This window comes from Pseudomonas sp. LBUM1660 (assembly GCF_059695935.1).
Map to the genome: position 1 here is coordinate 4,529,501 of NZ_CP166795.1, position 25,895 is coordinate 4,555,395.

Consider the following 25,895-nt stretch of genomic DNA (forward strand, 5'->3'; position numbering starts at 1 on the left):
CCGAAAACTTAGTCCGGCGTGCCGTCAACCACACCGGCGGTGTTGTCGATCAGGCTCTTGGTGGCAGTCTGGATGAACGACTCGAGTTTTTGCTTGAGGGCCGCTTCGTCAGCCGACGCCGGAATCAGTTCGCCCCTCGGGTTGGCACCCAGTTCGTACTGATACAACTTGGGCGGCATTTCCTTAGGCAGTACCAACACGCGATCCGCGGTCAGCAACGCTACGGTCTGATCGCTGCCCGATGGCTTGATCACGCCGAAGCCCTTGTCGCCTTCGGGCAAGTTCAGCAAGTCACGACCCCAGCACTGGTGAATCACGTCGCCACCGATACGCCCCATGATGGTCGGCACGATATCGATCTGGGTGCCCACGGTGTGGTCAACCTGACCAAATTTGTCCTGCACGCCCGGCCCGATCAACAGCATCGGTACATTGAAACGACCCAGGTCCATTTCGGTGATCTGCTGCTCGTTGCCGAAACCGTGGTCGCCGACCACCACGAACAGGGTTTCCTTGAAGTACGGCTCTTTACGCGCCTGCTCGAAGAATTGACCCAGCGCCCAGTCGGAGTAGCGCATGGCGGTCAAATGTTCGTTGAGGCTGCCACGATCGGTCACGCGCTCGACCGGCAAAGGCGTCGGCAAGGCGTAAGGCGTGTGGTTGGACAGGGTTTGCAGCAAGGCATAGAACGGTTTTTTGTCCTTGCCGTCGCGGGCTTTCAACTCTTCCAGACCACGGTTGAACATGTCCTGGTCGGACACGCCCCAGGTCGGGTCGGAGAACACCGGGTTGACGAAGTCGTTACGCCCGATGAAGTTGGTCATGCCCTGGTTGCTGAAGAAACCCGACTGGTTGTCCCAGGCGAAGTCGCCGTTGTAGACGTACACATCGTCGTATTCACGGGCGCTGAGCAACTGTGGCAGGCCGGACAGTTTGTGGCTGCCTTCCGGGGTCTGCATCAGGTATTCGAAACCCGGCAGGTTCGGGAAGCAGGCCATGGTGGCGAACATGCCCTGGTGGGTGTGGGTGCCGTTGGAGAAGAAGCGGTCGAACAACAGGCCTTCTTTCGACAGCTTGTCAAAGTACGGCGTGACGTTACCCGGACGACCCAGCGCGCCCACCGAGTGACCGGCGAAGCTTTCCATCAGGATCACAACGACGTTCTTGATCGGCAGGGTTTTGTCAGCGGCCGGAGAGTAGTTACGACGCACGGCGGCGGTTTCCCCATCCACCAGTTTGTCGCTTGGGGTCAGCAACATATCGCGGACGGTCTGCTGAGCCACTGGCTGTTCCACCGTGGCTTTCCAGATGTTGTCGCGATCTTCGGACATCCGGCTCTTGGCCGCCGCGATCAGCGACAAGGTGCCGTTGAGGCCCAACTGGTTGGCGAAGTTCGAGTCGGTGGTGTAGACGTCACCCCAACGCATCGGCGAGCCCTGACGCAGGGTGCCACGAGCGGCGACCACGCAGACCAGCAGGCAAACCACGAACACGACGCTTCGCGTATACCACGGGGCGATCTGGCGCGTACCGATGCTGCCGCCACTGAACGGACCGCGAGGACGGGTCGCGCGGTCGGCGCCCTTGAACGCGAGGGTCAGGATCAACGTGCCGAAAGCCCAGGCCAGCAGGTAGCGAACCACAGGAAAACCGTACCAGAGCATGCTCATCACGGTTTTCGGATCTTCCTTCACGTACTGGAAGACCAGGCCATTGAGGCGCTGGTGGAACTCACGGTAGAAATCCATCTCCATCAGGCCGAGGAACAGCGCGATGCTCGAGGCGATGGTCAGCCAGAAGCGGAAGAACCCGCGAGCGGCCATGGCCCGGGCGCTGAACAGTGCCAGTATCAGCGGAATGCAGAGGTAGACCACCAGGCGCAGGTCGAAACGCAGACCATTGGCGAACGCCTCGATAAAGGTCGAGGCTGGTGAATCCTGGATCATTTCGCGGTTGTAGACCAGCAGCGCAACGCGCAGCAGGCTGAACATGACCATCATGACCAAGGCGCACAGCAGCGTGTAGGCCAGGTGCGATTTGACGGTCGGTTGCAGCAGGCGACTAGAAGCTCGCTGCTGACTCAGGGCGTCCGGGTTTGCCATGTCGTTTTAGGACCCATTGGAAGTTGAAGTTTCAAAAATAAAGCGGCGCCCTGCCCTCTGTTGGCCAGTTCTCGGCCCCGGGGCTTGCGCGGTGCGCAAATGTTGCACGATCACCCGCAGCATTGCCATTGATTAGTGCCCGGCATGCTGACGCGGGCGAATTGTCTTGGAGGCATTGTGAAAATTTCGTGCAACGTATATCTGGAAACAAAATAATCGCAAAAACAAACGCCCCGAACAGTCGGGGCGTTCTATGAAACAGCGCGCTTATTTCTCTGCGCGTTCCTTCAGGGCTTTCAGGGTGTTGAACGGCGCATCGACCACGAACTTGTTGGCGACCATCGATGGGATGCTGCCGCCTGGCTCAGTGTGCACCTGGTAGGTCACTTCGATCTGGTCACCCTTGGGCACGAACTTCCAGAAACCGTCGATCTTGGTGACTCGCACGAAACCTTTTTCCTCAGGAATGTACTTCGGCACGCCTTCGAGCTTGCGGGTCAGGCTGCCGTCGGCGCCTTCGGTGGTGGTGATATGCAGCACCGAATCACGCGGGGTCACCGGCCACGGGGTATTGAACTGGGTGTAGGTCCAGCTCTGATCGCCTTCGTGCTTGAGCAGCTTCTGCATTTTGCACTCGTGAATCCAGGCGCAGGCGCCTGCTACGTCTTCCTGCAGTGCGCGCAATTTGGCCATGGTGGTTTTCATCAGGGTAACACCCTGGTAGGCCTTGTAATCGGAACCGGCCACTTCACTCAGGGACACCTTGATGCCGTCTTCATTCTTGGCGACTTTCCAGTCTTCGGCCTGTGCGGCGGTGGTTGCCAGCACAACCGTCAAACCACACAGCACAGCCATACGATGCAGTGAACCCATAGTCTTATTCCTTATTGTTGAAGTTCCGTTCGTAGAACACATCACGCGGCCGTCATTTGCTCCCACCATCCCAGCAACTTGATCGCTTCGTCACCGCTGCTTCCGCAGACTTCGACGTCGGCTTCAAACGCCGAACACACGGCAGGACGCTGTGGATCGCCGAAAATACTGCACAGGTTATCGACAGACAGTTGAACGCAACGTTCGCCAGCGACTTTGCCATTGGGCATGCCGGGAATCGGTGAACTGATGGAAGGGGCAATGCAACAGGCGCCACAGCCTTCACGGCATTTCATGACGACAAGCTCCTCTCGACGGGCGATGTGTTAATGGACGGGGCACAGAGTAACCGCTAAAACAGCTGTTTAAAATTACCTGGACCGGGGTTTTTGCGCTCAAACCGATGTGACTGACCAGTCTCCGACAAAGCGTCTGGGTCGCGGGTCACCAATCAGCGAAGATTTACTGTTTGAACTCGAAATCCAGCGCTGCGCCTTCGACGTCCCGACGTTCCTCATTGCGCAGTTGCAACTGCATTTCGTTGCTGAGCAGCCGTCCGTTGAGCTGAAACTGACTGTTCTTGTCACCGAACATCTGCGGCAATACGGCGTCGCGCCGTGGCAAAGGGACCGTTCCGACCGGTTTCAGCTCTTCGACCATGTCTTTAGGCAGGCTCAGGTCCAGATCGGCGGAAGGCAACTGGGTTTTCACGACTTCGCTGGCCGGTTTCGACTTGGAAGCAATCGGCGGACGTTTTTTCAGCACCGCCGGTTTCTTTTTGGCCGGCGCGGCATTCTTTTTGACCGCCTCGGCTTTCTTGACGGGTGCTGTTTTTTTCGAGGTGACGCTGGCTGCCGGTTTTTCCGGAGTCGAAGCCGCCATGACGCCTTGGGCATTAACGGTCAAGAAGAGGCAGATCGATAGGCAGGCGGCAGGAAAAAACGGTTTCATGGACCCAACGACGCTAACGACAGAGGGCCATATGCTCGCCTGTTGTACGCAACATGACAAGCACGTGTACGAAACGACCGACGTGCTTGTCAGAAACCGCTGGCCGTCTCCTGACACAGCTGAGTCGCCAACATTCCCAACGTCATCAATGCCCGCTCGGCTTCACGGTTCCAGGGCGTTCCACAGTTCAGGCGAATGCAGTGATTGAACTGCTCGGTGTTACTGAAAATCAGCCCCGGCGCGATACTGATGCCCTGCTGCAACGCACGCACATGCAGTTCCTGAGTGTTGACCCGCCCCGGCAGGCTGACCCACAGAATGAAGCCGCCGGTCGGCCGGGTCATTTGCGTGCCTTCCGGGAAATATTGCTGCACGGCCAGCTGGAAGGCGCTGAGGTTTTTACGGTACTCCTGCCGGATGTAGCGCAAGTGACGATCGTATCCACCGTTTTCCAGATAGGCCGCGATACCCATCTGGGTGACGCTGCACGCCGAATGCGTGCTGAACGTCTGCAAACGCTGAATCTCTTGCTGGTATTTGCCGGCAATCATCCAGCCAATCCGCACACCCGGCGACAGGGTCTTGGAGAAGCTCGAGCAATAAATAACCCGATCCAGCCGGTCGTAGGCCTTTAGCGATTTGGTCCGGCCTTGTTCGAACATCAACTCGCCGTAGATATCGTCTTCAACGATCTGGATATCGAAATCCGAGGCCAGGCGCAGCAGTTGTTTCTGCCGCTCTTCGGGCATGGTGCCGCCCAGTGGATTACTCAGACGCGTGGTCAGTACCAGCGCCTTTATCGACCACTGATTGGCTGCCAATTGCAGGGCTTCGAGGCTCATCCCGGTCGCCGGGTCGCTGGGGATCTCGATGACTTTGAGGCCCAGCAGGTCGGCCAGTTGCAGCAAACCATAATAAGTCGGCGATTCGGCGGCGATCAGGTCGCCCGGACGGGTCAGCACACGAAGAGACATCTGCAATGCATCGACACAGCCGTGGGTGATCACCACTTCGGACGGATCAACCACCACGCCGGCATCACGCATGCGGATCGCCACCTGTCGGCGCAACGGTTCAAAACCGGGGCTGAACATGTAACTGAAGGCACGCGGGCTATGGAAACGGGTGACCTTGGCCAATTGCTGATGCAAGGCGCGGACCGGCAGATAATCGACGCTGGGCACGGCCGCGCCCAAGGGGAAAACGCCCTCGCGGCGGGATTCCACCAACACTTGCTGAATGATGCTGCTGCGGGTGACCAGACCGGGCCGCTCGACCCGGGCGATGTCCGGCGTTGGCGCCGTCAGGGCCGGGGTCTGGTGCACGTAGTAACCCGACTGCGGTCGTGCGCGGATCAGCCCTTGATCCTCGAGATTGGCATAAGCCTGCAAAACAGTCGCATGGCTGACGTTGAGCTGCGAGCTCATCTTGCGTACCGAAGGCACGCGTTCCCCCGGTTGATAGACACCACGGCGGATGTCTTCGGCCAGTTGCTGAGCAATACGTTGGTAGAGCAAAAGATTGGTCATGACGCAGCACTCGATTTCACGGGCATTTTATTCTTGTGTGAAACAATACCGGAACAGTTTAGAAGTGTACTGGGACAGTTGCCACAATAGTCGACCGTACAGTGCAGTGTCAGCAAAAACTGTACTGTTTTGAGAGGCAATTGGCAGGCGCAAAAAAACCCGGCGCTGACAGGCAGGCCGGGTTTTCCAGTAACGCAGCCCTTAGCGGGTGGCGCCGAGCTGGCCTTTTTCGTCGGAGAACACAATTTCCACCCGACGGTTCTGCGCGCGACCACGCTCGGAAGCGTTCACGTCCACCGGGTATTCATCGCCGTAGCCTTCGACTTTTATACGTTTGTCGTCGATCCCCAGGTCCATCAGCACGTCCGCCACCGATTGCGCACGGTCGCGGGACAGCTTGAGGTTGTCGTGCTTGCCACCCGTGCTGTCGGTATAGCCCTCGATGCGGACCACGCGCTTGGGATTAAGCTGCAGGAATTGCACAATCTTAAGCACCACGCGGTTCGCCGAAGTCTTCAGCTCCGCTTCGCCGGTGTCGAACAGCACATCACCCAGCGTCATCACCAGACCACGGTCGGTCTGGGTGGTTGCCAGAGCGACAATCTGTTCTTCGAGCCACTTGCCCTGCTGCTGCACGCTGAGCAATTTGGACTCGCGCAGAGCCAGTTGCAGACGCTGACGTTCCAGTTCGAGCTTCGCCGCGCGCTCTTCGTTGAGCACCTGATTGGTGTGCTCACGGGCGATTTCGCTGTAGCGCTGGCTCAGGTAGGCGTAATGCACCACATCCGAGCCGCTGCCCCAGTAGCTGGAAAGACGATCAGCACGGGCCAGGGATTCACCGGCACGAATCACGTCCTTGGGCGCGATTCGCAGTACGTTGGAGTCTTCCTTGACCTTCTGGAAATCAGAACCGGCCTGCTGCAATGCAGTCTCGCTGTGTTGGCCTGCGCAGCCGTAAAGGCTTGCGCAACCTGCGAGGATCAATCCGCCGAGTGCCTTGGACTTGAGGCTCATTGGGCATCTCCCAGTTGCTTGCGCAGGCGAGTGATGCGGGTATTGAGCACATTCAGCTGCTCCTCGCTCTTGAGGGTCAGCACCTTGGCTTCGGCCAGACGCGCGTCCAGTTCGGCCTGCTCGGCCCGCATGCGCGCATGCTTATAGGACTGATCGGTCATGTCGCCCTGGGCACGGGAAAACTTGTCTTCGGCCAGTTTGAGTTCCGGCACGTCGGCGGCGGTGGCGCCTACGGCTTTGGCTTGTTCGAGCGCCTGCTCGGTCAGGCGTATTTGTTCATTCGGCGCCGGATCGGCTGCACAACCCGCCAGAGCCAGAACGGCCAGGGCAGCGAAAAGAGGTCGAATACTCACTAAAAATCCCTACTGTTTTGGGGCACTGACGGGCTGTTGCTGCGGTTGTTGCTGCTGCGCTTTCCAACGCTCGATATTGCGTTGTAGCGCGATCTCCGTCAGTCCGGACGCGGGCAATTCTGTCATCTTTTTGGCCAGCTGTCCGCGCAACCACGGATCGTTGCAGGCGGAGTTATGGGAAACCGCGAGGAACAGACCGGGTTTGTCGACCGGTTGGGGACGAGCGATCAGGTCGTTGGCCATGCTCAGGGTTTGCGCGGCGGCCATGCCCGAGTAGCGTCCCGCAAGGACAAATTCCACCTCGCCCAGCAGCAATTTCTGAAAGGCCTGGGTCAAGTTTGGAGTACGCACGAGGGTCAATTGCTGCTCGGCGAAAGTGCCAAATGCCTGGGTCATTCGAGACTTTTCCGACACGGCACCTGGATGACCGTGAAGGTCTTGCGCCTGGTTGTAGACCAATGCCGAGTCTTTTCGGGTCCAGACCAGATAGTCGTTTTCCAGCAACGGCGGATGGATGTAATCCAGGGTGTCCAGCTCTCCGACTGTCAACGGCGCGTCGGCCAGCATGTCCATGCGTCCGCTGCGCACTTCGTCCAGGGCCTGGGCGCGCTTGCCGGCGTAAAGCAGCTCGACCTTGATGCCCATCTCCCCTGCCACGTGTTGCAACAGGTCAGCACTGGCGCCGATCAGATGCTTGGGGTTTTGCGGGTCTTGCCACAAATACGGCGGCGCGTCCGGGCTGCCGGTCACCACCAGCCGTTCGCACTTGCCTGCGGCCACGGCCAACGCCGGCAGCACCATCAGCCCCAGCAGTAATGACCAGCCACCCACGCGGCGCAAATCCATGGCGACACTCTCCACTCAAATCCGGAACAAAAAAAAGCCCGACCAAAAGGTCGGGCTCTTTATAAGTCAAGCGACTGGATTAGACCAGCTTCTCGAACTCGGGGATGGCTTCGAACAGGTCAGCCACCAGGCCGTAATCGGCCACCTGGAAGATAGGCGCTTCTTCGTCCTTGTTGATCGCAACGATCACTTTGGAGTCTTTCATGCCGGCCAGGTGCTGGATCGCGCCGGAGATACCGACCGCGATGTACAGCTGTGGAGCAACGATCTTGCCGGTTTGACCGACCTGCATGTCGTTGGGTACAAAACCTGCGTCGACCGCGGCGCGGGAAGCACCAACGGCAGCGCCCAGCTTGTCGGCCAGGGCGTACAGGTGTTTGAAGTTGTCGCCGTTCTGCATGCCGCGGCCGCCGGAAACGACGATCTTGGCAGCGGTCAGTTCCGGACGATCGGACTTGGCCAGTTCTTCGCCAACGAAGCTGGAAGTGCCAGCGTCGTGGGCAGCCGCAACGGCTTCAACCGACGCCGAACCACCTTCAGCAGCCACCGGGTCGAAACCGGTAGCACGCACAGTGATCACTTTGACCGCAGCGTTCGATTGAACGGTGGCGATGGCGTTACCGGCGTAGATCGGGCGCTTGAACGTGTCAGCGCTTTCGACCGAGATGATCTCGGAGATCTGGTCAACGTCCAGCTGAGCGGCAACGCGCGGCAGGATATTTTTGCCGTTGGAAGTGGCGGCAGCCAGGATGTGGCTGTAGCCCTTGCCCAACTCAGCAACCAGAGGCGCTACGTTTTCCGGCAACTGGTGAGCGTAGGCGGCGTTGTCGGCCACCAGCACTTTAGCCACGCCAGCGATTTTCGCAGCGGCTTCAGCCACGGCGCCAACGCCCTGGCCGGCAACCAGAACGTGGATGTCACCGCCGATTTTGGCGGCAGCAGCCAAGGTATTCAGCGTGGCCGGGGCCACTACTTTGTTGTCGTGTTCAGCAATAACCAAGATAGTCATTTAGATTACCTTCGCTTCGTTTTTCAGTTTCTCGACCAGTTCAGCCACCGACTTGACCTTGATACCCGCGCTGCGTGCAGCCGGCGCTTCGACTTTCACGGTCTTGTTGGTGGAGGCGGTGGAAACGCCCAAAGCGTCCGGAGTCAGCACTTCGAGAGGCTTCTTCTTGGCTTTCATGATGTTTGGCAGGGACGCGTAGCGCGGCTCGTTCAAACGCAGGTCGGTGGTGACGATGGCCGGCAGTTTCAGGGAAACCGTCTGCGCGCCGCCGTCGATTTCGCGGGTCACGGCAACGTTGTCGCCGGACACTTCGACTTTCGAAGCGAAGGTGCCCTGACCGTAGCCGCTCAATGCAGCGAGCATCTGGCCAGTCTGGTTGTTGTCGCTGTCGATGGCTTGTTTGCCAAGGATCACCAGCTGAGGCTGTTCCTTGTCGACAACGGCTTTCAACAGTTTGGCAACGGCCAGCGACGTCAGGTCTTCGGCGGATTCGACGAGGATGGCGCGGTCAGCACCCAAAGCCAGCGCGGTGCGCAATTGCTCTTGAGCGGTGGACGGGCCGATGGAGACGACGACGATTTCAGTCGCAACACCTTTCTCTTTCAGGCGTACGGCTTCTTCCACTGCGATTTCGCAGAACGGGTTCATCGACATCTTGACGTTGGCGAGGTCGACGCCGGAATTGTCCGCCTTGACGCGAACCTTGACGTTGTAGTCCACAACGCGTTTGACAGCTACAAGAACCTTCATGGATTCCTCGTTACTCTCCGGTGAAAAGAAAGTCGCCTAGGCGAACCTGGCGGTTTGATGCTCATCGGCGCAAGGGCACCTCTAAAAACGCTGGCAGGTGTATCGGGTGAACCTTGCTCACGAAGCAGATGACCGTTCGTCAGTGGTGACCAACAGGTCATTCGTTATCGCGGCGTGTAAACTGCGCGCCAAACCTGCGCTGCGCATCACCCTGTACTGCCATCGCCCTGTCTTTAGAGGTGCTCTTGAACCCAACAGTCAGCCTACGGCGAGCGCAAAACCGACCGTATATTGACCGGAACGCCTATTCCGGTCAATACGGCAAAATAGCCGTTCATAAGCCGCGTGACTTTGATTTCTCTGGCTTTGAGCCAATTCAAACAAACGTTTGTATTGGACGCTAGGAGTCGTGTAGATATAATGCGCCACCCAGAGAGAAAGGTGGTCTATCGATTGTCCTGTTCCGCGCATTGCGCAGGAATTCATGGATGCGACACCAAACCTCCAATTAGAAAAAAAACTGTTGAGCCTTGAGTAGGAGATAACCTGTGGAACGCGAATACATGGAATTCGACGTGGTCATCGTCGGTGCCGGCCCCGCGGGTCTTTCCGCCGCCTGCCGCTTGAAGCAGAAGGCCGCTGAAGCCGGTAAGGAAATCAGCGTCTGCGTGGTCGAAAAAGGCTCCGAAGTCGGCGCACACATCCTGTCCGGCGCGATCTTCGAACCCCGCGCCCTGAACGAATTGTTCCCGGACTGGAAAGAACTCGGCGCCCCGCTGAACACTCCGGTGACCCGCGATGACATTTTCGTCCTCAAAAACGCCGACAGCGCGCAGAAAATTCCCGACTTCTTTGTGCCCAAGACCATGCACAACGACGGCAACTACATCATCTCCCTAGGCAACCTGTGCCGCTGGCTGGCCCAGCAGGCAGAGAACCTGGGCGTAGAAATCTACCCAGGCTTTGCAGCTCAAGAAGCGCTGTTCGACGAGAACGGCGTGGTTCGCGGGATTATCACCGGCGATCTGGGCGTTGACCGCGAAGGTCAGCCGAAAGAAGGCCTATACACCCCGGGCATGGAACTGCGTGGCAAGTACACGCTGTTCGCCGAAGGTTGCCGTGGCCACATCGGCAAGCAGCTGATCAAGCGCTTCAATCTCGACAGCGATGCCGACGCCCAGCACTACGGCATCGGCCTGAAAGAAATCTGGGAAATCGACCCGACCAAGCATCAGCCAGGCCTGGTGGTCCACACCGCCGGTTGGCCGCTGGACATCATGGGCACCGAGAACACCGGTGGCTCGTTCCTCTATCACCTGGAAAACAACCAGGTCGTAGTCGGTCTGATCGTCGATCTGTCCTACAGCAACACCTACCTGTCGCCGTTCGACGAGTTCCAGCGCCTCAAGCATCACCCGGTGCTCAAGCAGTACCTGGAAGGCGGCAAGCGCATCAGCTACGGCGCTCGCGCCATCAGCAAAGGCGGCTTGAACTCGCTGCCGAAAATGGTCTTCAAGGGCGGCGCACTGATCGGTTGCGACCTCGGCACCCTGAACTTTGCCAAGATCAAAGGCAGCCACACCGCGATGAAGTCCGGCATGCTCGCCGCTGAATCCGTGGCCGAAGCGTTGTTCGCCGAAAAGGACGGCACCGAAGAGCTGACCACTTACGTTGACGCGTTCAAGAAGAGCTGGCTCTACGACGAACTGTTCGCCAGCCGCAACTTCGGCCCGGCGATCCACAAGTTCGGCGCCATCGTCGGCGGCGGTTTCAACTGGCTCGACCAGAACATCTTCGGTGGCAAACTGCCGTTCACCTTGCACGACACCAAGCCGGATTACGCTTGCCTCAAGCTCGCGGCCGACTGCAAGAAGATCGACTACCCGAAACCCGACGGCAAGATCAGCTTCGACAAGCTCAGCTCGGTGTTCATCTCCGGTACCAACCACGAAGAAGAACAGCCGTGCCACCTGAAGCTGACCGATCCAAGCATTCCGATCGCCAAGAACCTGCCGCTGTACGATGAGCCTGCCCAGCGTTACTGCCCGGCCGGCGTGTACGAAGTGGTGACCAAGGAAGACGGCGAGAAGCGCTTCCAGATCAACGCCCAGAACTGCGTTCACTGCAAGACCTGCGACATCAAGGACCCTGCACAGAACATCACGTGGGTGGCGCCGGAAGGTGCTGGCGGCCCGACTTACCCGAACATGTAAGCCGAACGCCTGAACATCAAGGCTCCCGGAATGGGGGCCTTTTTGTTGCCCGCAATTCAAGCCACACCACAAGCCCCTTGTGGGAGCGGGCTTGCTCGCGAGGCTTTCTATCAGCAACCATTGATGTTGACTGACACACCGCGTTCGCGAGCAAGCCCGATCCCACATGGGATTTTTGGTGGATCAGGCCGCGCGTTCATCCCCGGGATTACGCTCGAAGTAGCGCTTGTACTCGCGGCTGAACTGCGACGTGCTTTGATACCCGACCCGATGCGCCACCTGCGCCACGCCCAAACCCTCGGCGATCAGCAACGTTTGCGCCTTGAGCAAGCGCAGACGCTTCAAATACTGCACCGGCGACAACAACGTGCTGCGCTTGAAATGCTCATGAAAGGTCGACGCGCTCATGTTCGCGCAACTGGCCAAGGTTTCCACATTCAACGGCTCAGTGAAATGCCCGTGCAAATGGTTGAGCGAGGCTGCAATCCGGGCGAACTGCCCCTGCTGTTCGACAAGCGCACGCAGCACATCGGCTTGCGGACCGCGCAACGCGACGAACAACAATTCCCGCAGCCGCGCCGGCCCCATGATCTGGCATTCCAGCGGATCGTGCAGGCAACGCAACAGCCGTTCCACGCAACCGCGCATCCCGTCGTCGAGCACCGCCGACGTCATGGATCCCAGTGTTTGCGCAGGAACCGTGCGCCCCGGCACCCGCCCCATGGCCAACACCAGTTCACCGAGCACCACTCGGTCGATGGCGATGGACACCCCGAGCATCGGCCCATCCGGCGCCGAAAACGTTTCGCACTCAAACGGCACCGGCAAGGCCTGAATCAGATAGTGCCCGGCGCCGTACTCCAATGTACGCGGCCCCAGATACGCCAGTTTGCTGCCTTGGGCGATGATGACCAGGCTCGGCTCGTAAATCTGCGGACCACGGGCCACATCGCAACTGGCCCGTAAAACCTGGACGCCCGGCAACGCCGTAGGGGCGAAACCATCGCGAGTGGTCAGGGGCTCGATCAGCGAAACCAGCGTGGCATTCGCATCAAGATAACGGGTTAACACCATGGGAGATCTTCACAAAAAAGTCGCGGAAAGAGGGATGAAAGCATCATCGCAGGTCTGATCGCCCATTTGATCTAACGAACGCTGATGCCGGAGGAATAGGCATGACACCCGGAGGAATCGCCATGGCCGGTGGCAGGCACGGCGCCCAAAATGCGCCGCATCACTTGTCATTGCTTCTGCGAGGTTCACCATGTACACCGCCATCGGATACGCCGCCCAGTCGGCCACCACTCCCCTCGCCCCCGTGAAATTCGAACGCCGTAGCCCAAGGGCCGACGACGTGGCGATCGATATTCTCTACTGCGGCGTCTGCCATTCCGACATCCATCAGGCCCGCAACGAGTGGGGCATTGCCGTTTACCCGTTGATGCCCGGCCACGAGATCGTAGGCAAAGTTACCGCGATTGGTGCGAACGTCACCCAACATAAAATCGGCGATCTGGTTGGTGTGGGCTGCATGGTCGATTCGTGCCGCAGCTGCGAAGCCTGCCAATCGAACCTCGAGCAATACTGCCTCGAAGGTCCGACCATGACTTACGCCACCCCGGACCGGGTCGATGGCAGCAATACCATGGGCGGCTACTCCGACAGCATCGTGGTCAGCGAGCACTTCGTCGTGCGCATCCCGGAGAAGCTCGACCTGGCCAGCGCCGCGCCGATCCTCTGTGCCGGCATCACCACTTACTCGCCGCTAAAACACTACGGCGTAAAGGCCGGCGACAAGGTCGGGATTCTCGGCATGGGCGGCCTCGGCCACATGGGCATCAAGTTCGCCAAGGCGATGGGCGCGGAAGTGACGCTGTTCACCCGCTCGGCGAGCAAGGCCGAAGAAGGACGTCGTCAAGGGGCGGACCACGTGATCGTGTCCACCGATGCCGAACAGATGAAAGCCGCTGCCGGCTATTTCGACTTCCTGCTCGACACCATTCCAGTGCAGCATGACCTCAATCCGTACCTCGACACCCTGCGATTCGACGGCGTGCACATTCTGGTGGGCTTGATCGAACCGATTGACCCACCGGTCCACGCAGCAAAACTGGTGTTGGGCCGTCGCATGCTGGCGGGTTCTTTGATCGGCGGCATCGCCGAAACCCAGGAAGTGCTGGATTTTTGCGCTGAGCACAACATCACCTGCGACATTGAAATGCTCGACATCCGCCAAATCAACGAGGCTTACGCCCGCATGATCGCCGGTGACGTGAAGTATCGCTTCGTCATCGACATGGCGACGTTGAAGGTCTAAATCTTCGCGCCAAGTTCTGCCGACAGCCGGGCCGTGACCCCTTTGATCAGGGGAATCAGCTCGGCCATTTTTTCCAGCGGCATGTACGGCACGGTGCTGGCGATGCTGATGGCGGCGACGATGCGTTTGCTGGCATCGCGGATCGGCGCAGCCACACAGCGGATGGACGGTTCGTTGTCTTCCAGATCGAAGGCATAACCGCCGGCCACGTACTCGATCATGCGCTGCTGAAACTGCTCCCAGGATTGCTCGGGGTGCAGCGGCCAGAATTGATTTTTCCCACCCGCCGGCAGGCTGACGTCGTACAGCCGCTGCCATTCTTCCTGCGTGTCATCCAGCATCAAGGCCTTGCCAATCCCGGTGCGCGCCAACGGCATACGATGGCCGACCCGCGAGCGCATTTCCGGGCCATTACGCCCCGGATTCTTGTGCAGGTACAGCACCTCGTCGCCTTCACGAATCGCCAGGTGAATAGTGTCGCCGGTCAACGCCGACAACTCATCCAGATACGGCCCGGCCAGGGTCACCAACGGCAACTCTTCACGCGCCTGGAAACCCAGCTCGATCAGCTTCGGCCCCAACAGATAACCGACTTGCGGCACCACACGCAGATAACGCTCGTCCACCAGGCAACTGGCCAGGCGATGAGTCGTGCTGCGCGTGGTGCCGATCAGCCGGGCGATTTCCTTGAGATCGCGGGCGCCACTGGCGACGGCCTGAACCACACCCAGACCACGAAGCAGTGTCTGGGTGCCGGTCGGTGCGGCGTCCTTGGCGATTTTTGGGGCGTCTTCCTGCATATCCAGCCTTTACCGTTGAGCGAGTGAACGGGCGGCATTATGGTCGCCCGATGGCTGCCACTACAACTTGATACGCTCGACCTTGCCGACCAGCAAGATGTAGGAAAGCGCGCCAATCAACGCCAGAACCGAGATGTAGGTGATCGCCGGGGCAAACGAATCACCGGTCGCGAGGAAACCGATGACAATCGGCGTGGTAATCGCCGACAGGTTGCCGATGAAGTTGAACACCCCACCGGTCAATCCGAGCAACCGTGCCGGGGCCAGCGTGGAAACCAGCGACCAGGTAATCGAAGCCAGCCCGTTACCGAAGAACGCCAACGCGAGGAAGGCAATCACCAGCGGTGTCGATTCAACGAAATTGGCGCCGATGATCAAGGTGGAAATCAGCAGGCCACCGATGATTGGCAACTTGCGGGCGAACCCCACTGTGTAACCGCGGCGGATCAGCCAGTCGGAAAAGAACCCGGAACACAGCACACCGACGAAGGCGGCGAGAAACGGCAGCGACGCCAACAGGCCGGACTTGATGAAGTCCATGCCGCGGTATTTCACCAGGTAGGTCGGGAACCACGTCAGGAAAAACCATAGCGTCGAGTTGAGGCAGAACTGACCGAGGTAGATGCCCCACAACTTGCGCTTGGTCAGAACGATGCCGAGGTCGGTCCAGCTGAATTTCGCCTTGACCTTGGCTTGCTCGGCCTGGATATCCACCAGCCCTCCACCTTCGCGGATCAGCTCGATTTCGGCGTCATTGGCGCCTTTGAAATCCCGAGGCTCGCGATACACCGCGTACCAGATCACCGCCCAGAGAATGCCCACCGCCCCGGTGCTGACGAACACCATGTGCCAGCCAAATTCATGCTGCAGCCAGGCGAGTACCGGCGTCAGAAACGCCAGGCCGACGAATTGCCCAGAGGTATAGAAACCGATGGCCGTTGCGCGTTCGCGCTCCGGGAACCAAGTCGTCACCACCCGGCTGTTGATCGGATACGCCGGCGCTTCCAGGGCGCCAACGGCCATGCGCAAAACGAACAGCGCGATGAAGCTGCCCGCGAAGCCGAGCATCACCGTGGCGATCGACCACAGCAACAAGGCAACGCTGTAGAGAATGCGCGGCGGAACCCGATCCACCAGCCAGCCGCCGGGGATCTGCATGGCGGCGTAGGTCCAGCCGAAGGCCGAGAAAATCAGCCCGACGTGGATCGGGTCGATGCCCAGTTCGCTGGTCAGCGCCGGGGCGGCGATGGACAGGTTGCTGCGGTCGAGGTAGTTGATGACCACGGTGATGAACAGCAGCACCATGATGAAAAACCGCTTGCGACTGGGCGTCACCAACGACGCCTGCCCTGCGAGGGTTTGCGGTTGCATGGGGATTGCCTCTTCTTATGTTTATTGAGGTCGATGTGAAATCGGGGGTTGCCGCAAATCTCCCTGTCCATGGAGATCAAACTGTGGGAGCCAGCCTGCTGGCGATAGCGGTGTGTCAGCCACCACAAATGCTGGATGTGCCGACCCATCGCCAGCAGGCTGGCTCCGACAGGGATTTGCAGTGGGTCAGGGAGAAATCACCACTCGGCAAAACTGCCATCGGTACGGGTTTGCGGTTGCATGGGGATTGCCTCTTCTTATGTTTATTGAGGTCGATGTGAAATCGGGGGTTGCCGCAAATCTCCCAGTCCATGGAGATCAAACTGTGGGAGCCAGCCTGCTGGCGATAGCGGTGTGTCAGTCACCACAAATGCTGGATGTGCCGACCCATCGCCAGCAGGCTGGCTCCCACAGGGATTTGCAGTGGGTCAGGGAGGACTCACCACTCGGCAAAACTGCCATCGGCATGGCGCCAGATCGGGTTGCGCCAGCGGTGGCCGACGGCCGCGCGTTCGATCACGTATTCCTCGTTGATCTCGATCCCAAGGCCCGGGCCGTTCGGGATTTTCACGAAGCCTTTGTCGTAGTCGAACACCCGCGGATCTTTCACGTAGTCGAGCAGGTCGTTGCTCTCGTTGTAATGGATACCCAGGCTCTGTTCCTGGATGAACGCGTTGTAGCAAACCGCGTCCAGTTGCAGGCACGCCGCCAGGGCAATCGGACCCAATGGACAATGCAGCGCCAGCGCCACGTCGTAGGCTTCAGCCATGTTGGCGATCTTGCGGGTTTCGGTGATGCCACCGGCGTGGGACGCGTCCGGCTGGATGATGTCGACGTAACCTTCGCTGAGCACACGCTTGAAATCCCAGCGCGAAAACAAGCGCTCGCCCAGGGCAATCGGGGTGCTGGTCAGCGGCGCCAGTTCCTTCAGCGCTTCGTAGTTTTCGCTGAGGACCGGCTCTTCGATGAACATGAGTTTGTAAGGGTCGAGTTCTTTCATCAGCACTTTGGCCATGGGCTTGTGCACCCGGCCATGGAAGTCCACACCGATGCCGACGTTCGGGCCCACCGCATCACGCACGGCGGCGACGTTGGCCAGGGCGAGGTCGACTTTCTCGAAGGAGTCGAGAAATTGCAGCTCCTCGGTACCGTTCATTTTCACCGCGGTGAAACCACGCTCGACTGCTTCTTTCGCCGCGCGAGCGGTGTCCGCCGGGCGGTCGCCACCGATCCACGAGTACACACGAATCTTGTCGCGCACCTGACCGCCCAGCAAATCGCTGACCGACACCCCCAGGGCCTTGCCCTTGATGTCCCACAACGCCTGATCGATACCGGCCAGTGCACTCATGTGAATCGCACCACCGCGGTAGAAGCCGCCACGGTAGAGCACGGTCCAGATGTCTTCGATGTTGCGGGGGTCTTTGCCGATCAGGTAGTCGGACAATTCTTCAACGGCAGCCGCTACGGTGTGCGCGCGGCCTTCGACCACGGGCTCGCCCCAACCGGTCACGCCTTCGTCGGTTTCGACCTTGAGGAAGCACCAGCGCGGCGGAACGATGAAGGTGGTGAGTTTGGTGATTTTCATCTTGTGCTCTCTTTTTATAAGTGCAGCTCTTATAGATGCAGCGCTCGCAGCGCCAAAAAGTCTTAGCGAAGGGCTTTCCAGGCAGCCACGTAGGCCTTGGCGTTTAGCGCCACGTCTTCAGGCGTCATGCCCGGCTTGAACAACCCGGAACCGAGACCGAAGCCTTTGACGCCCGCGTCGATAAACACCTGCATGTTGTCCGGCGTGATTCCACCGACTGGCGCCAGAATGGTTCCGGCCGGCAGCACCGCGAGCCAGGCTTTGACGACTGCCGGCCCCATCTGCTCGGCGGGGAACATCTTCAGCACGTCCGCCCCTTCCGCCAGTGCGGCAAAGGCTTCGGTCGGTGTGGCAACGCCCGGCGACAGGTACAACCCCGCCGCTTTTGCTGCCCGCAACACCTTGGCATCACTGTGCGGCATGACGATCACCTGACCACCCGCCGCCTTCACTTGCTCGACCTGTTCCGGTGTCAGCACCGTACCCGCGCCGATCAGGCAATCGGCGGGCAAAGTACTGCGCAGGATGCGGATACTGTCGTAGGGCTCAGGGGAGTTGAGCGGCACTTCGATGACGCGAAATCCGGCGGCATAAAGGACTTCGCCAATGGCGGCCGCTTCTTGCGGGCGCAGGCCACGCAGGATCGCGATCAGACCGTTTTGCGCCAGTGCTTGCTTGAGCATGTCAGACCTCCAGTCAGGTTTAACGGGATGGGTGTGCGGCGATCAGTCCGGCGGCGACCGCCAATTGCCACAACCCGCGTTCGGTGGCTTGTTCGGCCAGGGTCACATGGGTAAAACCGCAGGCGTCGAGGGCCCGGCTGTAGCGGGCACAGAGTTGGGAATTACCAATAAGGATGATTGAAGGCAGGTGAACGCTGTTGCGTCGGCGTCGCTGGACATTCGCCAGCGCAGACAGCTCATGGCCGATCAGCAGGCCGGACAAGTAATCCGGTTGGGCAGTGGCGCTGAGCTCACCGGTCAACCCGAGGCTGCGGGCGCTGAACAACGTCGACAACGGACCGATTTCACCCTCCGCCGACAGCGCCACTTGCACACCGCGATCAAACGCCTGGCCATCGAAGGACGCGCCCTTTTGCTGGGTACGCCCCAGAATGCTGTGTTTACTGAGCACGGCGAAGATCTCACCGGTCATGAAGGTATCGAAATGCACGATGCAACCGCCGGCCACTTCCACCCATTTCGAATGACTGCCCGGCAAGCCGATCAACAGATCACGGCCTTGCTCGATCGGTAGATTCTGCAAAACACCGAGCACCTGGGTTTCTTCGCCGCGCATTACGTTCGGCAAGCGCGAACGCTGAATCACCCCCGGCACGATGTGCACATCGACACCGCGAAGACTGCGAATGGCTTGTAGGGATGTTCCGAGATTGGCGACGTTTGCCGGTGTGTCGCAGTAGGCCGCTTCGCACCAGCCCTGGGCGCTGCCGACCATGCCACAGGCAATCACCGGCAAATCCGGCTGCGCGTCGAGCCAGTCACCGCACGCCTCATCGAAGGCCAGTTCAAAACCGTCGGCGCATGACTGGCCGCTGATGACTCGCGGCGTCCGGGGCAGTTGCATGATCCCGGACGACAGCGAACGCTGTTCCAGCACCTTGCCACCCGCGGCGAGTTTGTAAGCACGTAATGAGGTCGTCCCCCAATCGAGCGCGATCAATTGCGCCAGCATCGCTTCACCTGTTTGTTTTATTGGCAGTGAGTGAGCTGGACTATAAACCCGGATGCATGAATATCTCAATATATAAATATCACTCCCATATATTGGGACGATTAAAAAAAAATATCGCAGCCTCTGACCACTCCTTCCTATCGAGGCGGGAGTCGCCGAAGGGCTGCGATATTTAGCAGGCCTTGCTGGAGATCAACTCCCCTCGGCAAACTCCCGCAACACCTTCCCATCCATCCGATACCGCACCCACTCTTCCTGTGGCTGCGCCCCCAACGACTTGTAAAATTCGATCGCCGGTTTGTTCCAGTCCAGCACGCTCCACTCGAAGCGTCCGCAGTCATTGGCGCAGGCAATTTTGGCGAGGTGGCGCAGTAAGGTTTTACCGGCGCCGCCACCGCGTTGCTGGGGGGTGATGTAGAGGTCTTCGAGGTACAGGCAATTGCTGCCGAGCCAGGTGGAATAGCTGAAGAAGAACACCGCGAAGCCGATCGGCAAGCCGTCGCGCAGGCAGATCAGGCCGTGGGCGGTGGCGCCTTCGCTGAACAGGCTGCGCTCGATGTCGGCAACGCTGGCGATGACTTCGTGACGGGCACGTTCGTAGTCGGCCAGTTCAGTGATGAACCCGAGGATTTGCGGTGCATCGCTGGGGGTCGCCGGGCGGATCTCGATCGTCATGGACGGGCCTTTGTCGAAAATTGAAAACGCCATACTAAGTCGGCGCGCCACGCTCGTCACACTGGAAATGCAAAGCTGATCCATGGAGCATGTGTAGCAGCTGGCGAAGCCTGCGTTCGGCTGCGCAGCAGTCGTGAAATCAGACGGCGCGGTGTTACAGGCAAACCGCGTGTTCAAGTTTCACGACTGCTTCGCAGCCGAACGCAGGCTTCGCCAGCTGCTACAGGGTTGCGTTGCTGACGAGAACGTTTTTCACTTAACAGGATGTTTATGACCACTGATGCTTTTGCACCGCTGCATACGCTCGCCACTGAGCTGCTACCCCACGCCCTGGAACCCTCGGAAGATGGCGCGCACGATCTGTCCCATCTGCAACGGGTGTGGCACAACGCGCGCACGCTTCATGCTGAAGAAGGTGGCGATCTTGAAGTGTTGCTGGCAGCGGTGCTTCTGCATGATTGCGTGGCCGTGGAGAAGAATTCGCCGTTGCGTTCACAGGCTTCACGCCTGGCCGCCGAGAAAGCATCTGTCGTGCTGACCGACATGGATTGGCCAAGTGCAAAAATCGGCGCAGTCGCCCACGCCATTGAAGCCCACAGCTTTTCCGCCAACATCGCCCCGACCTCGCTCGAAGCGAAAATCATGCAGGACGCCGACCGCATCGACTCCCTCGGCATGCTCGGCGTAGCGCGCACGTTCTATATCGCCGGGCGCATGGGCAGCGCGTTGTACGACCCGCAAGACCCGGAAGCGAAAGCGCGGAACTACGATGACAAGCGCTTTTGCCTCGATCACTTCCAGACCAAGTTGCTGCACCTGGCGGACGGTTTCCAGACGATTACCGGTCAGCAGCTGGCACGCGTCAGGCATGAACGCTTGAAGGATTTTATGACGCTGTTCAAGGAAGAAATCGGCCTCCCCTGACCGCATTACTCCGGCCCGCGCTAACCCTGGCATCGATAACCTCGGACCTAACAATATCGAGGTGCATGGTAGATAGAGGGTCAGCGTCTTTATCGGGTCAAGGAACCGCGTCATGTCTACCGCTACGCCCCACGTCTCAAGCAGATTGTTCGGCCTGTTTTGCCTCGCCAGTTATTTGCTGTCGCTGTCCTACGGCTCGACGTTTCTGTTGTCGCTGTTGATCGGTTCACGGGGCGGTAACGAACACGATGCCGGCAGTGTGATTTCAGCGGCGATGCTCAGTACGTTTGCGGCGGTAATTGTCTCCGGGCACCTGTCGGATTTGCTCGGCGCGGCGCGTTCGATTGCGCTGTTCGGCGTGTTGTTGGTGGCGGCCAGCCTGGGCTTCGCGCTGACGCCGGGGTTCGGCAATCTGTTGCTGTTTTTCGGACTGCTGCTGGGGCTGGGCTGGGGGGTGTTTTACACCTTGGGGCCGATAATCGTGGCGAGCCTGGTGACGCCCGCGCAACGCGCGAAATACTTTGCGCTGCTGTCGGGCAGCATGATGACCGGGATCGGCAGCGGGCCGCTGTTGGGCCGCGCGGCCAGTGCCCTCGGTTACCCCGTCACCGCCGCCTTTTACCTCGCCGCGTTGGCCAGCCTGATGGGTGTGTTGCTGTTTTGGCGGCTGCATTCGCAACTGAAAAAAACACCCTCGCCTACCGCCGCTGTCGCGCGCATTTCCTGGCGTGCGACGACTCAGGTGCTGTCGTCCAGGGCAGTGTTCCCGATCATCATGGTCGGCCTCGGCGGGTGCGTATTCGGCGGCCTGTCCAGCTTTCAAACCAGTTACGCAGCGTCTCGTTCACTGGATTACTCGCTGTTCTTTTTCGGCTTCATGGGTGCGGCGATCAGCAGCCGGATGTTGATCGCCGGGGTCGTGGTCAAGCGCGATCCGTTGCGCGCTTCGTGCCTGCTGTCGGCCGTGATGATGGGCTCGATTGTGCTGTTCGGCTTCGTGGTCGACAGCGGGGTCAGCTACGTGCTGGCGGCGATGATGCTCGGGGTCGGTTACGGGCTGACGTACTCGGTGATCAATGGCCTGGCAGCGAACGAAGCACCGCACGGCACCACTTCGCAATCGTTGTTGCTGTTCAGCCTGTCGTACTTCATCGGTGTATTCGGCTTTCCGTTGCTGGCCGGGAAGATCATCGTCGAACACGGAATGACGACACTTCTACTCACAGTTCTCGCCGTAGGGCTGTTGAACTGGCTGATCACCGTGGGCCGCTTGATCTGGCGTCGGGTCGACAGCAGCAAATCGTTGCAACAGGCCTGAACCGTTCGTCGTTCATCAGGCACCAAACCAAATCGAGGGCGGACCAACATCAGGTAAGGACTCTAATTGAATGGAGACGACACCATGATCACGTCCCGCTTGACTGCCCTCGCTCTCGCCACGCTGCTGTCCTCTGCCGCTTTCGCGGCGACCACCGCCACCGGCACCGGCCCGACCAACCCGGTCGAAGGTCAAAAAAATCCGACCACCCAAGGTTCGCCCGGCATGAACACCAACGGTACGGGCGTCGACAGCAGCCTGCCTCCGTCCACGGGCACCGACCCACGGATTCAGGGCAACGATGCGGGCCGTCAAGGTGGAATGAACACGCCGGACACCCAGTCACCGGACAACGCCGGCGCCGGCACGGGCTCGAAAACCACCACCGGTGGCTCGGGTTCCGAAGGCGGCGCCAGCCAATAGTTCGCCCACGCGAGTTGCACCTATCCACATCCATGAAGAGGTAACCATGAACGTCGATAACAACCTTGAGAAAGAAGTCCTGACCCGTCTTCTGCACGCCCATCCAAATGGCTTGGGCAAGGAGGTCCTGGACAATTACCGGGGGGAGAAAGTCGTGGCCAGTACCCTCGCCACGCTGCAGGATCGCGGGCTGATTCAGCACGGGCATGTGACCTGCAACGAGGCCGGCGAACACTCGCTGCAACTGCCGATCAAACTCAGCGCGGCTGGGGTTGAGGCGGCGCGAAAGCTGGACGTTTAGCCAGATGAATCAGGTCGCAGTCGTGCGTGGCTGCGACCGTTTGACCGACTCTACAAGCAGCAGGAGAAATCCCATGCCTCGTGGAAGCAAAGACAAATACACCGCCGAGCAGAAGCGCAAGGCTGGGTAAATCCAGGATCTCTGGTGTTTTTAAGGGCCCTTTGCGGGCAAGCCCGCTCCCACACTGGACTTGCGAACGATACAAATCCCCTGTGGGAGCGAGCCTGCTCGCGATGGCGGAATGTCAGGCGCCGAAAGTCTCGCGGATTAACACATCCACCTCAGCAACCCCAGGCGAAGTCGCCGGCCCCCACCGAGTGACCGCCAGCGCCGCAGCCGCATTCGCCCGCCGTGCCGCTTCACTCGCCGACAACCCTCGCGCCAACCCGGCCAGAAACACCCCGGCATGGGCATCGCCGGCACCATTGCTGTCTATGGCCTCAACCTTGAAACCGGGCACATGTTCTCGGTCGCCGCACTGACTTATCCAGCACCCTTGCGGCCCATCGCGAACCACCATCAGCACCTCGGCCGGCAGGTGATCGGTCAGCCTGTCCAGCGCCTCGGCAATGTCCGACGCCCCGGTAAACCGTAGCGCCTCGACACTGTTACTGGTCCACAAATCAATGCGCGGCAACATTGCCTGCATCAATGGCGCGTCCGGCGAGTCCACCAACGGACCGGGATCGAATACCACGTTGATCGCTTTCGGCAAACCCAGCACCCAGTCCACCAGCGCCTGAGCCTTGCCGACATGCAGCAGGCTGTAGCCGCTGACATAAACGTAGTCGCCCACCTCGGCCGGCACGCTCGCCAGGTCCTCGGCAGTCAATTCGCCCTCGGCGCCGATGTAGGAAATGAAACTGCGCTCGGCCGACGCATCGGTCACCGCAACGCACAACCCCGTATCCCGTTCGGCCTTGTGTGCGATGCCTATCCGGATGCCCTCGGTCTTCATTGCCTCACGGGCCAGGTCGCCGAAACGACCCGTGCCGTGCCGGCCCAGGTAAACCACCGGCAAGCCATTACGCTGGGCCGCGGCCATCACATTGAAGCCGCCGCCAGCTTCGAAACTGGCGGATTTCGCCAGCACGTCGCCGCCCGGCTGAGGCAGTTTGTCCACGGCCATGACCAGGTCGATGATGACCTGGCCGGTATGCAGCAACCTAGGCATGAGCATTCTCGACTTGCGCGGCGCGACGATCCTTCGCCCCACCGAGTACCCAATACATTCCGCCGGCCACCAGGAACGTCACGATCCAGCCCAGACCGTTGTGGCCCAGCCACGAATCAGACAGGAAACCGCGGAACCACACGGTTTGTTCGGTGGTGCCAATGGTGGTGAAGCTAAAGCCCAGCACGATCGCCAGCGCCCACGCGCCAAACGCGCGCCATTCGATACCGCCGTTGTACCAATAGGCACTGCTCGGACTGACGTCCAGCAAGTCTTTGGGGCTGTAGTAATGACGATGAATCAGGTCGACGACGAAGATCCCGACCCACGCCGTGATAGGCACCGCCAGCAGCGAAATAAACGTAATGAACGGCCCGTAGAAGCTGTCGGCGATCAGCATGAAGTAGATCGAACCAGCGAAGATCGCGACGATGTCGACGACCACGGCGTAGACGCGCTTGACCTTCAAGCCGAGGGTCAACGTGGTCAAACCGGCGGAATACACCGACAGGTTGTTCGACAGCAGCAGCCCGCCGAACGCGGTGATCAGGTACGGCACGGCCATCCAGGTCGGCAGCATGTCGCGGATCGCAATGATCGGGTCAGTGGCCGACGCCAGGTCGTTGTTGCCCACCGACAGCAGGCCGCCGAGGGTGATCAGCAGCACCAGCGGAATCCCCGCACCGAAGGCCGCCGACGCGACCAGGCGCACGGCTTTGACGCTGCGGTGCTGATAGCGCGACATGTCGGCGCCGGCGTTGGCCCAGCCGATGCCGGTGCCGGCAGCCATGGTGCCGACGCCGATGATCATCGCGCTCAAAGGCGCAGGCGTGGCGTTGAACACCGCGCTCCAGTCGATGGTGGCGCAAAGGAAACCGCCGACCAGAATGTTCAGCGCACCGAACACATAAGTCGCCCACTTCTGGATCACCAGCAAAGTAGCGTGACCGAGGCCGGACACCGACAAGGTCAGCAGCACGAAAATCGCAATGAAGACCAGGGTCAACACCGGCGCGCTTTTGGCCTCCACCGGCGAACCGAACAGGATCGAGCACAGCGACAGCAGCACGAACGCGGCGGTGGTGGTGTTGACGGTTTCCCAGCCCAGCCGCGACATCAGCGAGACCAGGGTCGGGCCGATGTTGCCGCGCACCCCGAAGATGGCGCGCGACAGGGTCAGGCTCGGAGCGCGCCCACGGCGACCGGCGATGGAGATGATCCCGACCACCGCGAAAGAACCTGCCGCGCCGAGGATCGCTACGATGATCGCCTGCCAGATCGCCAACCCGCGAAACGCCACCAGCGTGGCACCCAGCGGCAGGCCGAGGATGGAAATATTGGCCGCGAACCAGACCCAGAACAGTTGCAGCGGATGACCGTTGCACTCCGCTTCCGGCACCGGTTCGATACCGCGGGTTTCCAGTTGCCCGGCGCTTTGCCCGGCGTTCGATGAACTCATGAAAAATGCTCCTGTTGCCTTTGTTGTGGTTGTGGGCAATGACGGAAGACGAAACTACATCCCGGCGATCCTGGCCGTATTCGTGCTTTCCATTGCGGGGTTATCAATTCGAATAGGCGGTGCGCCCATCGCGAGCAGGCTCGCTCCCACAGGTACCGTGCGGCTTGCACTATCCCTGTAGGAGCGAGCCTGCTCGCGAAGAGGTCAGTC

Annotated in this window: 25 protein-coding genes; 6 read left to right on the forward strand and 19 right to left on the reverse strand. The window is 59.8% G+C overall.

Annotated features, from left to right (window positions below; genetic code table 11):
• Positions 1-8: 8 nt before the first annotated feature.
• From ACA068_RS21000 to ACA068_RS21045, 10 genes are all read right to left on the reverse strand, one after another.
• On the reverse strand, positions 9-2,102 hold the full coding sequence (locus ACA068_RS21000) for an LTA synthase family protein (protein ID WP_497304482.1): 2,094 nt from the start codon (positions 2,100-2,102) through the stop codon (positions 9-11).
• Between the two features lie 267 nt (positions 2,103-2,369).
• Positions 2,370-2,975, reverse strand: coding sequence for an START domain-containing protein (locus ACA068_RS21005; RefSeq protein ID WP_497304484.1), 606 nt, complete (start codon positions 2,973-2,975; stop codon positions 2,370-2,372).
• A 41-nt stretch (positions 2,976-3,016) separates the two neighbouring features.
• Positions 3,017-3,271: a YkgJ family cysteine cluster protein gene (locus ACA068_RS21010; RefSeq protein ID WP_497304486.1), complete on the reverse strand. Its 255-nt coding sequence runs from the start codon at positions 3,269-3,271 to the stop codon at positions 3,017-3,019.
• A 166-nt stretch (positions 3,272-3,437) separates the two neighbouring features.
• A complete protein-coding gene (locus ACA068_RS21015) occupies positions 3,438-3,926 on the reverse strand; it encodes a translation initiation factor 2 (protein ID WP_497304487.1) in 489 nt (162 codons plus the stop codon).
• A gap of 89 nt (positions 3,927-4,015) precedes the next feature.
• Positions 4,016-5,455 (reverse strand): aminotransferase-like domain-containing protein, encoded by a 1,440-nt coding sequence (locus ACA068_RS21020; RefSeq protein WP_109633782.1) that lies wholly within the window; start codon positions 5,453-5,455, stop codon positions 4,016-4,018.
• Between the two features lie 201 nt (positions 5,456-5,656).
• Positions 5,657-6,469, reverse strand: coding sequence for an OmpA family protein (locus ACA068_RS21025; protein ID WP_497304489.1), 813 nt, complete (start codon positions 6,467-6,469; stop codon positions 5,657-5,659).
• Entirely contained in the window at positions 6,466-6,822 is a 357-nt protein-coding gene (locus ACA068_RS21030; protein WP_497304490.1) for a DUF4398 domain-containing protein, read from the reverse strand. Before ACA068_RS21030 ends, ACA068_RS21025 begins: the two co-directional genes overlap by 4 nt.
• 9 nt (positions 6,823-6,831) lie before the next feature.
• Positions 6,832-7,668 carry a substrate-binding periplasmic protein gene (locus ACA068_RS21035; RefSeq protein ID WP_497304492.1) on the reverse strand — a complete coding sequence of 279 codons (837 nt, stop codon included), beginning with the start codon at positions 7,666-7,668 and terminating at the stop codon, positions 6,832-6,834.
• 79 nt (positions 7,669-7,747) lie between these two features.
• Positions 7,748-8,677, reverse strand: coding sequence for an electron transfer flavoprotein subunit alpha/FixB family protein (locus tag ACA068_RS21040; RefSeq protein WP_497304494.1), 930 nt, complete (start codon positions 8,675-8,677; stop codon positions 7,748-7,750).
• Positions 8,678-9,427 carry an electron transfer flavoprotein subunit beta/FixA family protein gene (locus tag ACA068_RS21045; protein ID WP_497304496.1) on the reverse strand — a complete coding sequence of 250 codons (750 nt, stop codon included), beginning with the start codon at positions 9,425-9,427 and terminating at the stop codon, positions 8,678-8,680.
• Between the two features lie 548 nt (positions 9,428-9,975).
• Here ACA068_RS21045 and ACA068_RS21050 point away from each other — a divergent pair.
• Complete coding sequence (locus ACA068_RS21050) at positions 9,976-11,640, forward strand: electron transfer flavoprotein-ubiquinone oxidoreductase (RefSeq protein WP_497304498.1); 1,665 nt, start codon at positions 9,976-9,978, stop codon at positions 11,638-11,640.
• Between the two features lie 183 nt (positions 11,641-11,823).
• Here ACA068_RS21050 and ACA068_RS21055 read toward each other — a convergent pair whose 3' ends face one another.
• Positions 11,824-12,714, reverse strand: a complete 891-nt coding sequence (locus tag ACA068_RS21055; RefSeq protein WP_497304500.1) for an AraC family transcriptional regulator — start codon at positions 12,712-12,714, stop codon at positions 11,824-11,826.
• 190 nt (positions 12,715-12,904) lie between these two features.
• Here ACA068_RS21055 and ACA068_RS21060 point away from each other — a divergent pair, with 190 nt between their 5' ends.
• Entirely contained in the window at positions 12,905-13,957 is a 1,053-nt protein-coding gene (locus tag ACA068_RS21060; protein WP_497304501.1) for an NAD(P)-dependent alcohol dehydrogenase, read from the forward strand.
• Here ACA068_RS21060 and ACA068_RS21065 read toward each other — a convergent pair.
• From ACA068_RS21065 to ACA068_RS21090, 6 genes are all read right to left on the reverse strand, one after another.
• Positions 13,954-14,757 (reverse strand): IclR family transcriptional regulator, encoded by an 804-nt coding sequence (locus ACA068_RS21065; RefSeq protein ID WP_497304503.1) that lies wholly within the window; start codon positions 14,755-14,757, stop codon positions 13,954-13,956. The two genes, ACA068_RS21060 and ACA068_RS21065, sit on opposite strands and share 4 nt — an antisense overlap.
• Positions 14,758-14,817: 60 nt before the next feature.
• The gene (locus tag ACA068_RS21070) at positions 14,818-16,128 is read right to left on the reverse strand and encodes an MFS transporter (protein ID WP_497304505.1); all 1,311 of its coding nucleotides are present in this window, start codon (positions 16,126-16,128) and stop codon (positions 14,818-14,820) included.
• A 439-nt stretch (positions 16,129-16,567) separates the two neighbouring features.
• On the reverse strand, positions 16,568-17,716 hold the full coding sequence (dgoD, locus tag ACA068_RS21075) for a galactonate dehydratase (RefSeq protein WP_008152275.1): 1,149 nt from the start codon (positions 17,714-17,716) through the stop codon (positions 16,568-16,570).
• 62 nt (positions 17,717-17,778) lie between these two features.
• Positions 17,779-18,399: a 2-dehydro-3-deoxy-6-phosphogalactonate aldolase gene (locus ACA068_RS21080; RefSeq protein WP_497304506.1), complete on the reverse strand. Its 621-nt coding sequence runs from the start codon at positions 18,397-18,399 to the stop codon at positions 17,779-17,781.
• 19 nt (positions 18,400-18,418) lie between these two features.
• On the reverse strand, positions 18,419-19,411 hold the full coding sequence (locus ACA068_RS21085) for a 2-dehydro-3-deoxygalactonokinase (protein WP_497304508.1): 993 nt from the start codon (positions 19,409-19,411) through the stop codon (positions 18,419-18,421).
• A 192-nt stretch (positions 19,412-19,603) separates the two neighbouring features.
• Positions 19,604-20,086, reverse strand: a complete 483-nt coding sequence (locus tag ACA068_RS21090) for a GNAT family N-acetyltransferase (RefSeq protein ID WP_010461803.1) — start codon at positions 20,084-20,086, stop codon at positions 19,604-19,606.
• A 270-nt stretch (positions 20,087-20,356) separates the two neighbouring features.
• On the opposite strand from ACA068_RS21090, the gene ACA068_RS21095 reads away from it, so the two are divergent.
• From ACA068_RS21095 to ACA068_RS21110, 4 genes are all read left to right on the forward strand, one after another.
• Positions 20,357-21,010: an HD domain-containing protein gene (locus ACA068_RS21095; RefSeq protein WP_497304509.1), complete on the forward strand. Its 654-nt coding sequence runs from the start codon at positions 20,357-20,359 to the stop codon at positions 21,008-21,010.
• Between the two features lie 112 nt (positions 21,011-21,122).
• Entirely contained in the window at positions 21,123-22,328 is a 1,206-nt protein-coding gene (locus ACA068_RS21100; protein ID WP_497304511.1) for an MFS transporter, read from the forward strand.
• A gap of 84 nt (positions 22,329-22,412) precedes the next feature.
• Entirely contained in the window at positions 22,413-22,751 is a 339-nt protein-coding gene (locus tag ACA068_RS21105) for a hypothetical protein (protein WP_497304512.1), read from the forward strand.
• A 46-nt stretch (positions 22,752-22,797) separates the two neighbouring features.
• Positions 22,798-23,052, forward strand: a complete 255-nt coding sequence (locus tag ACA068_RS21110; RefSeq protein ID WP_497295330.1) for a hypothetical protein — start codon at positions 22,798-22,800, stop codon at positions 23,050-23,052.
• Between the two features lie 244 nt (positions 23,053-23,296).
• Here ACA068_RS21110 and ACA068_RS21115 read toward each other — a convergent pair whose 3' ends face one another.
• The gene (locus ACA068_RS21115) at positions 23,297-24,226 is read right to left on the reverse strand and encodes a PfkB family carbohydrate kinase (protein ID WP_497304513.1); all 930 of its coding nucleotides are present in this window, start codon (positions 24,224-24,226) and stop codon (positions 23,297-23,299) included.
• On the reverse strand, positions 24,219-25,685 hold the full coding sequence (locus ACA068_RS21120) for a purine-cytosine permease family protein (protein ID WP_497304514.1): 1,467 nt from the start codon (positions 25,683-25,685) through the stop codon (positions 24,219-24,221). Before ACA068_RS21120 ends, ACA068_RS21115 begins: the two co-directional genes overlap by 8 nt.
• Positions 25,686-25,895 lie beyond the last annotated feature (210 nt).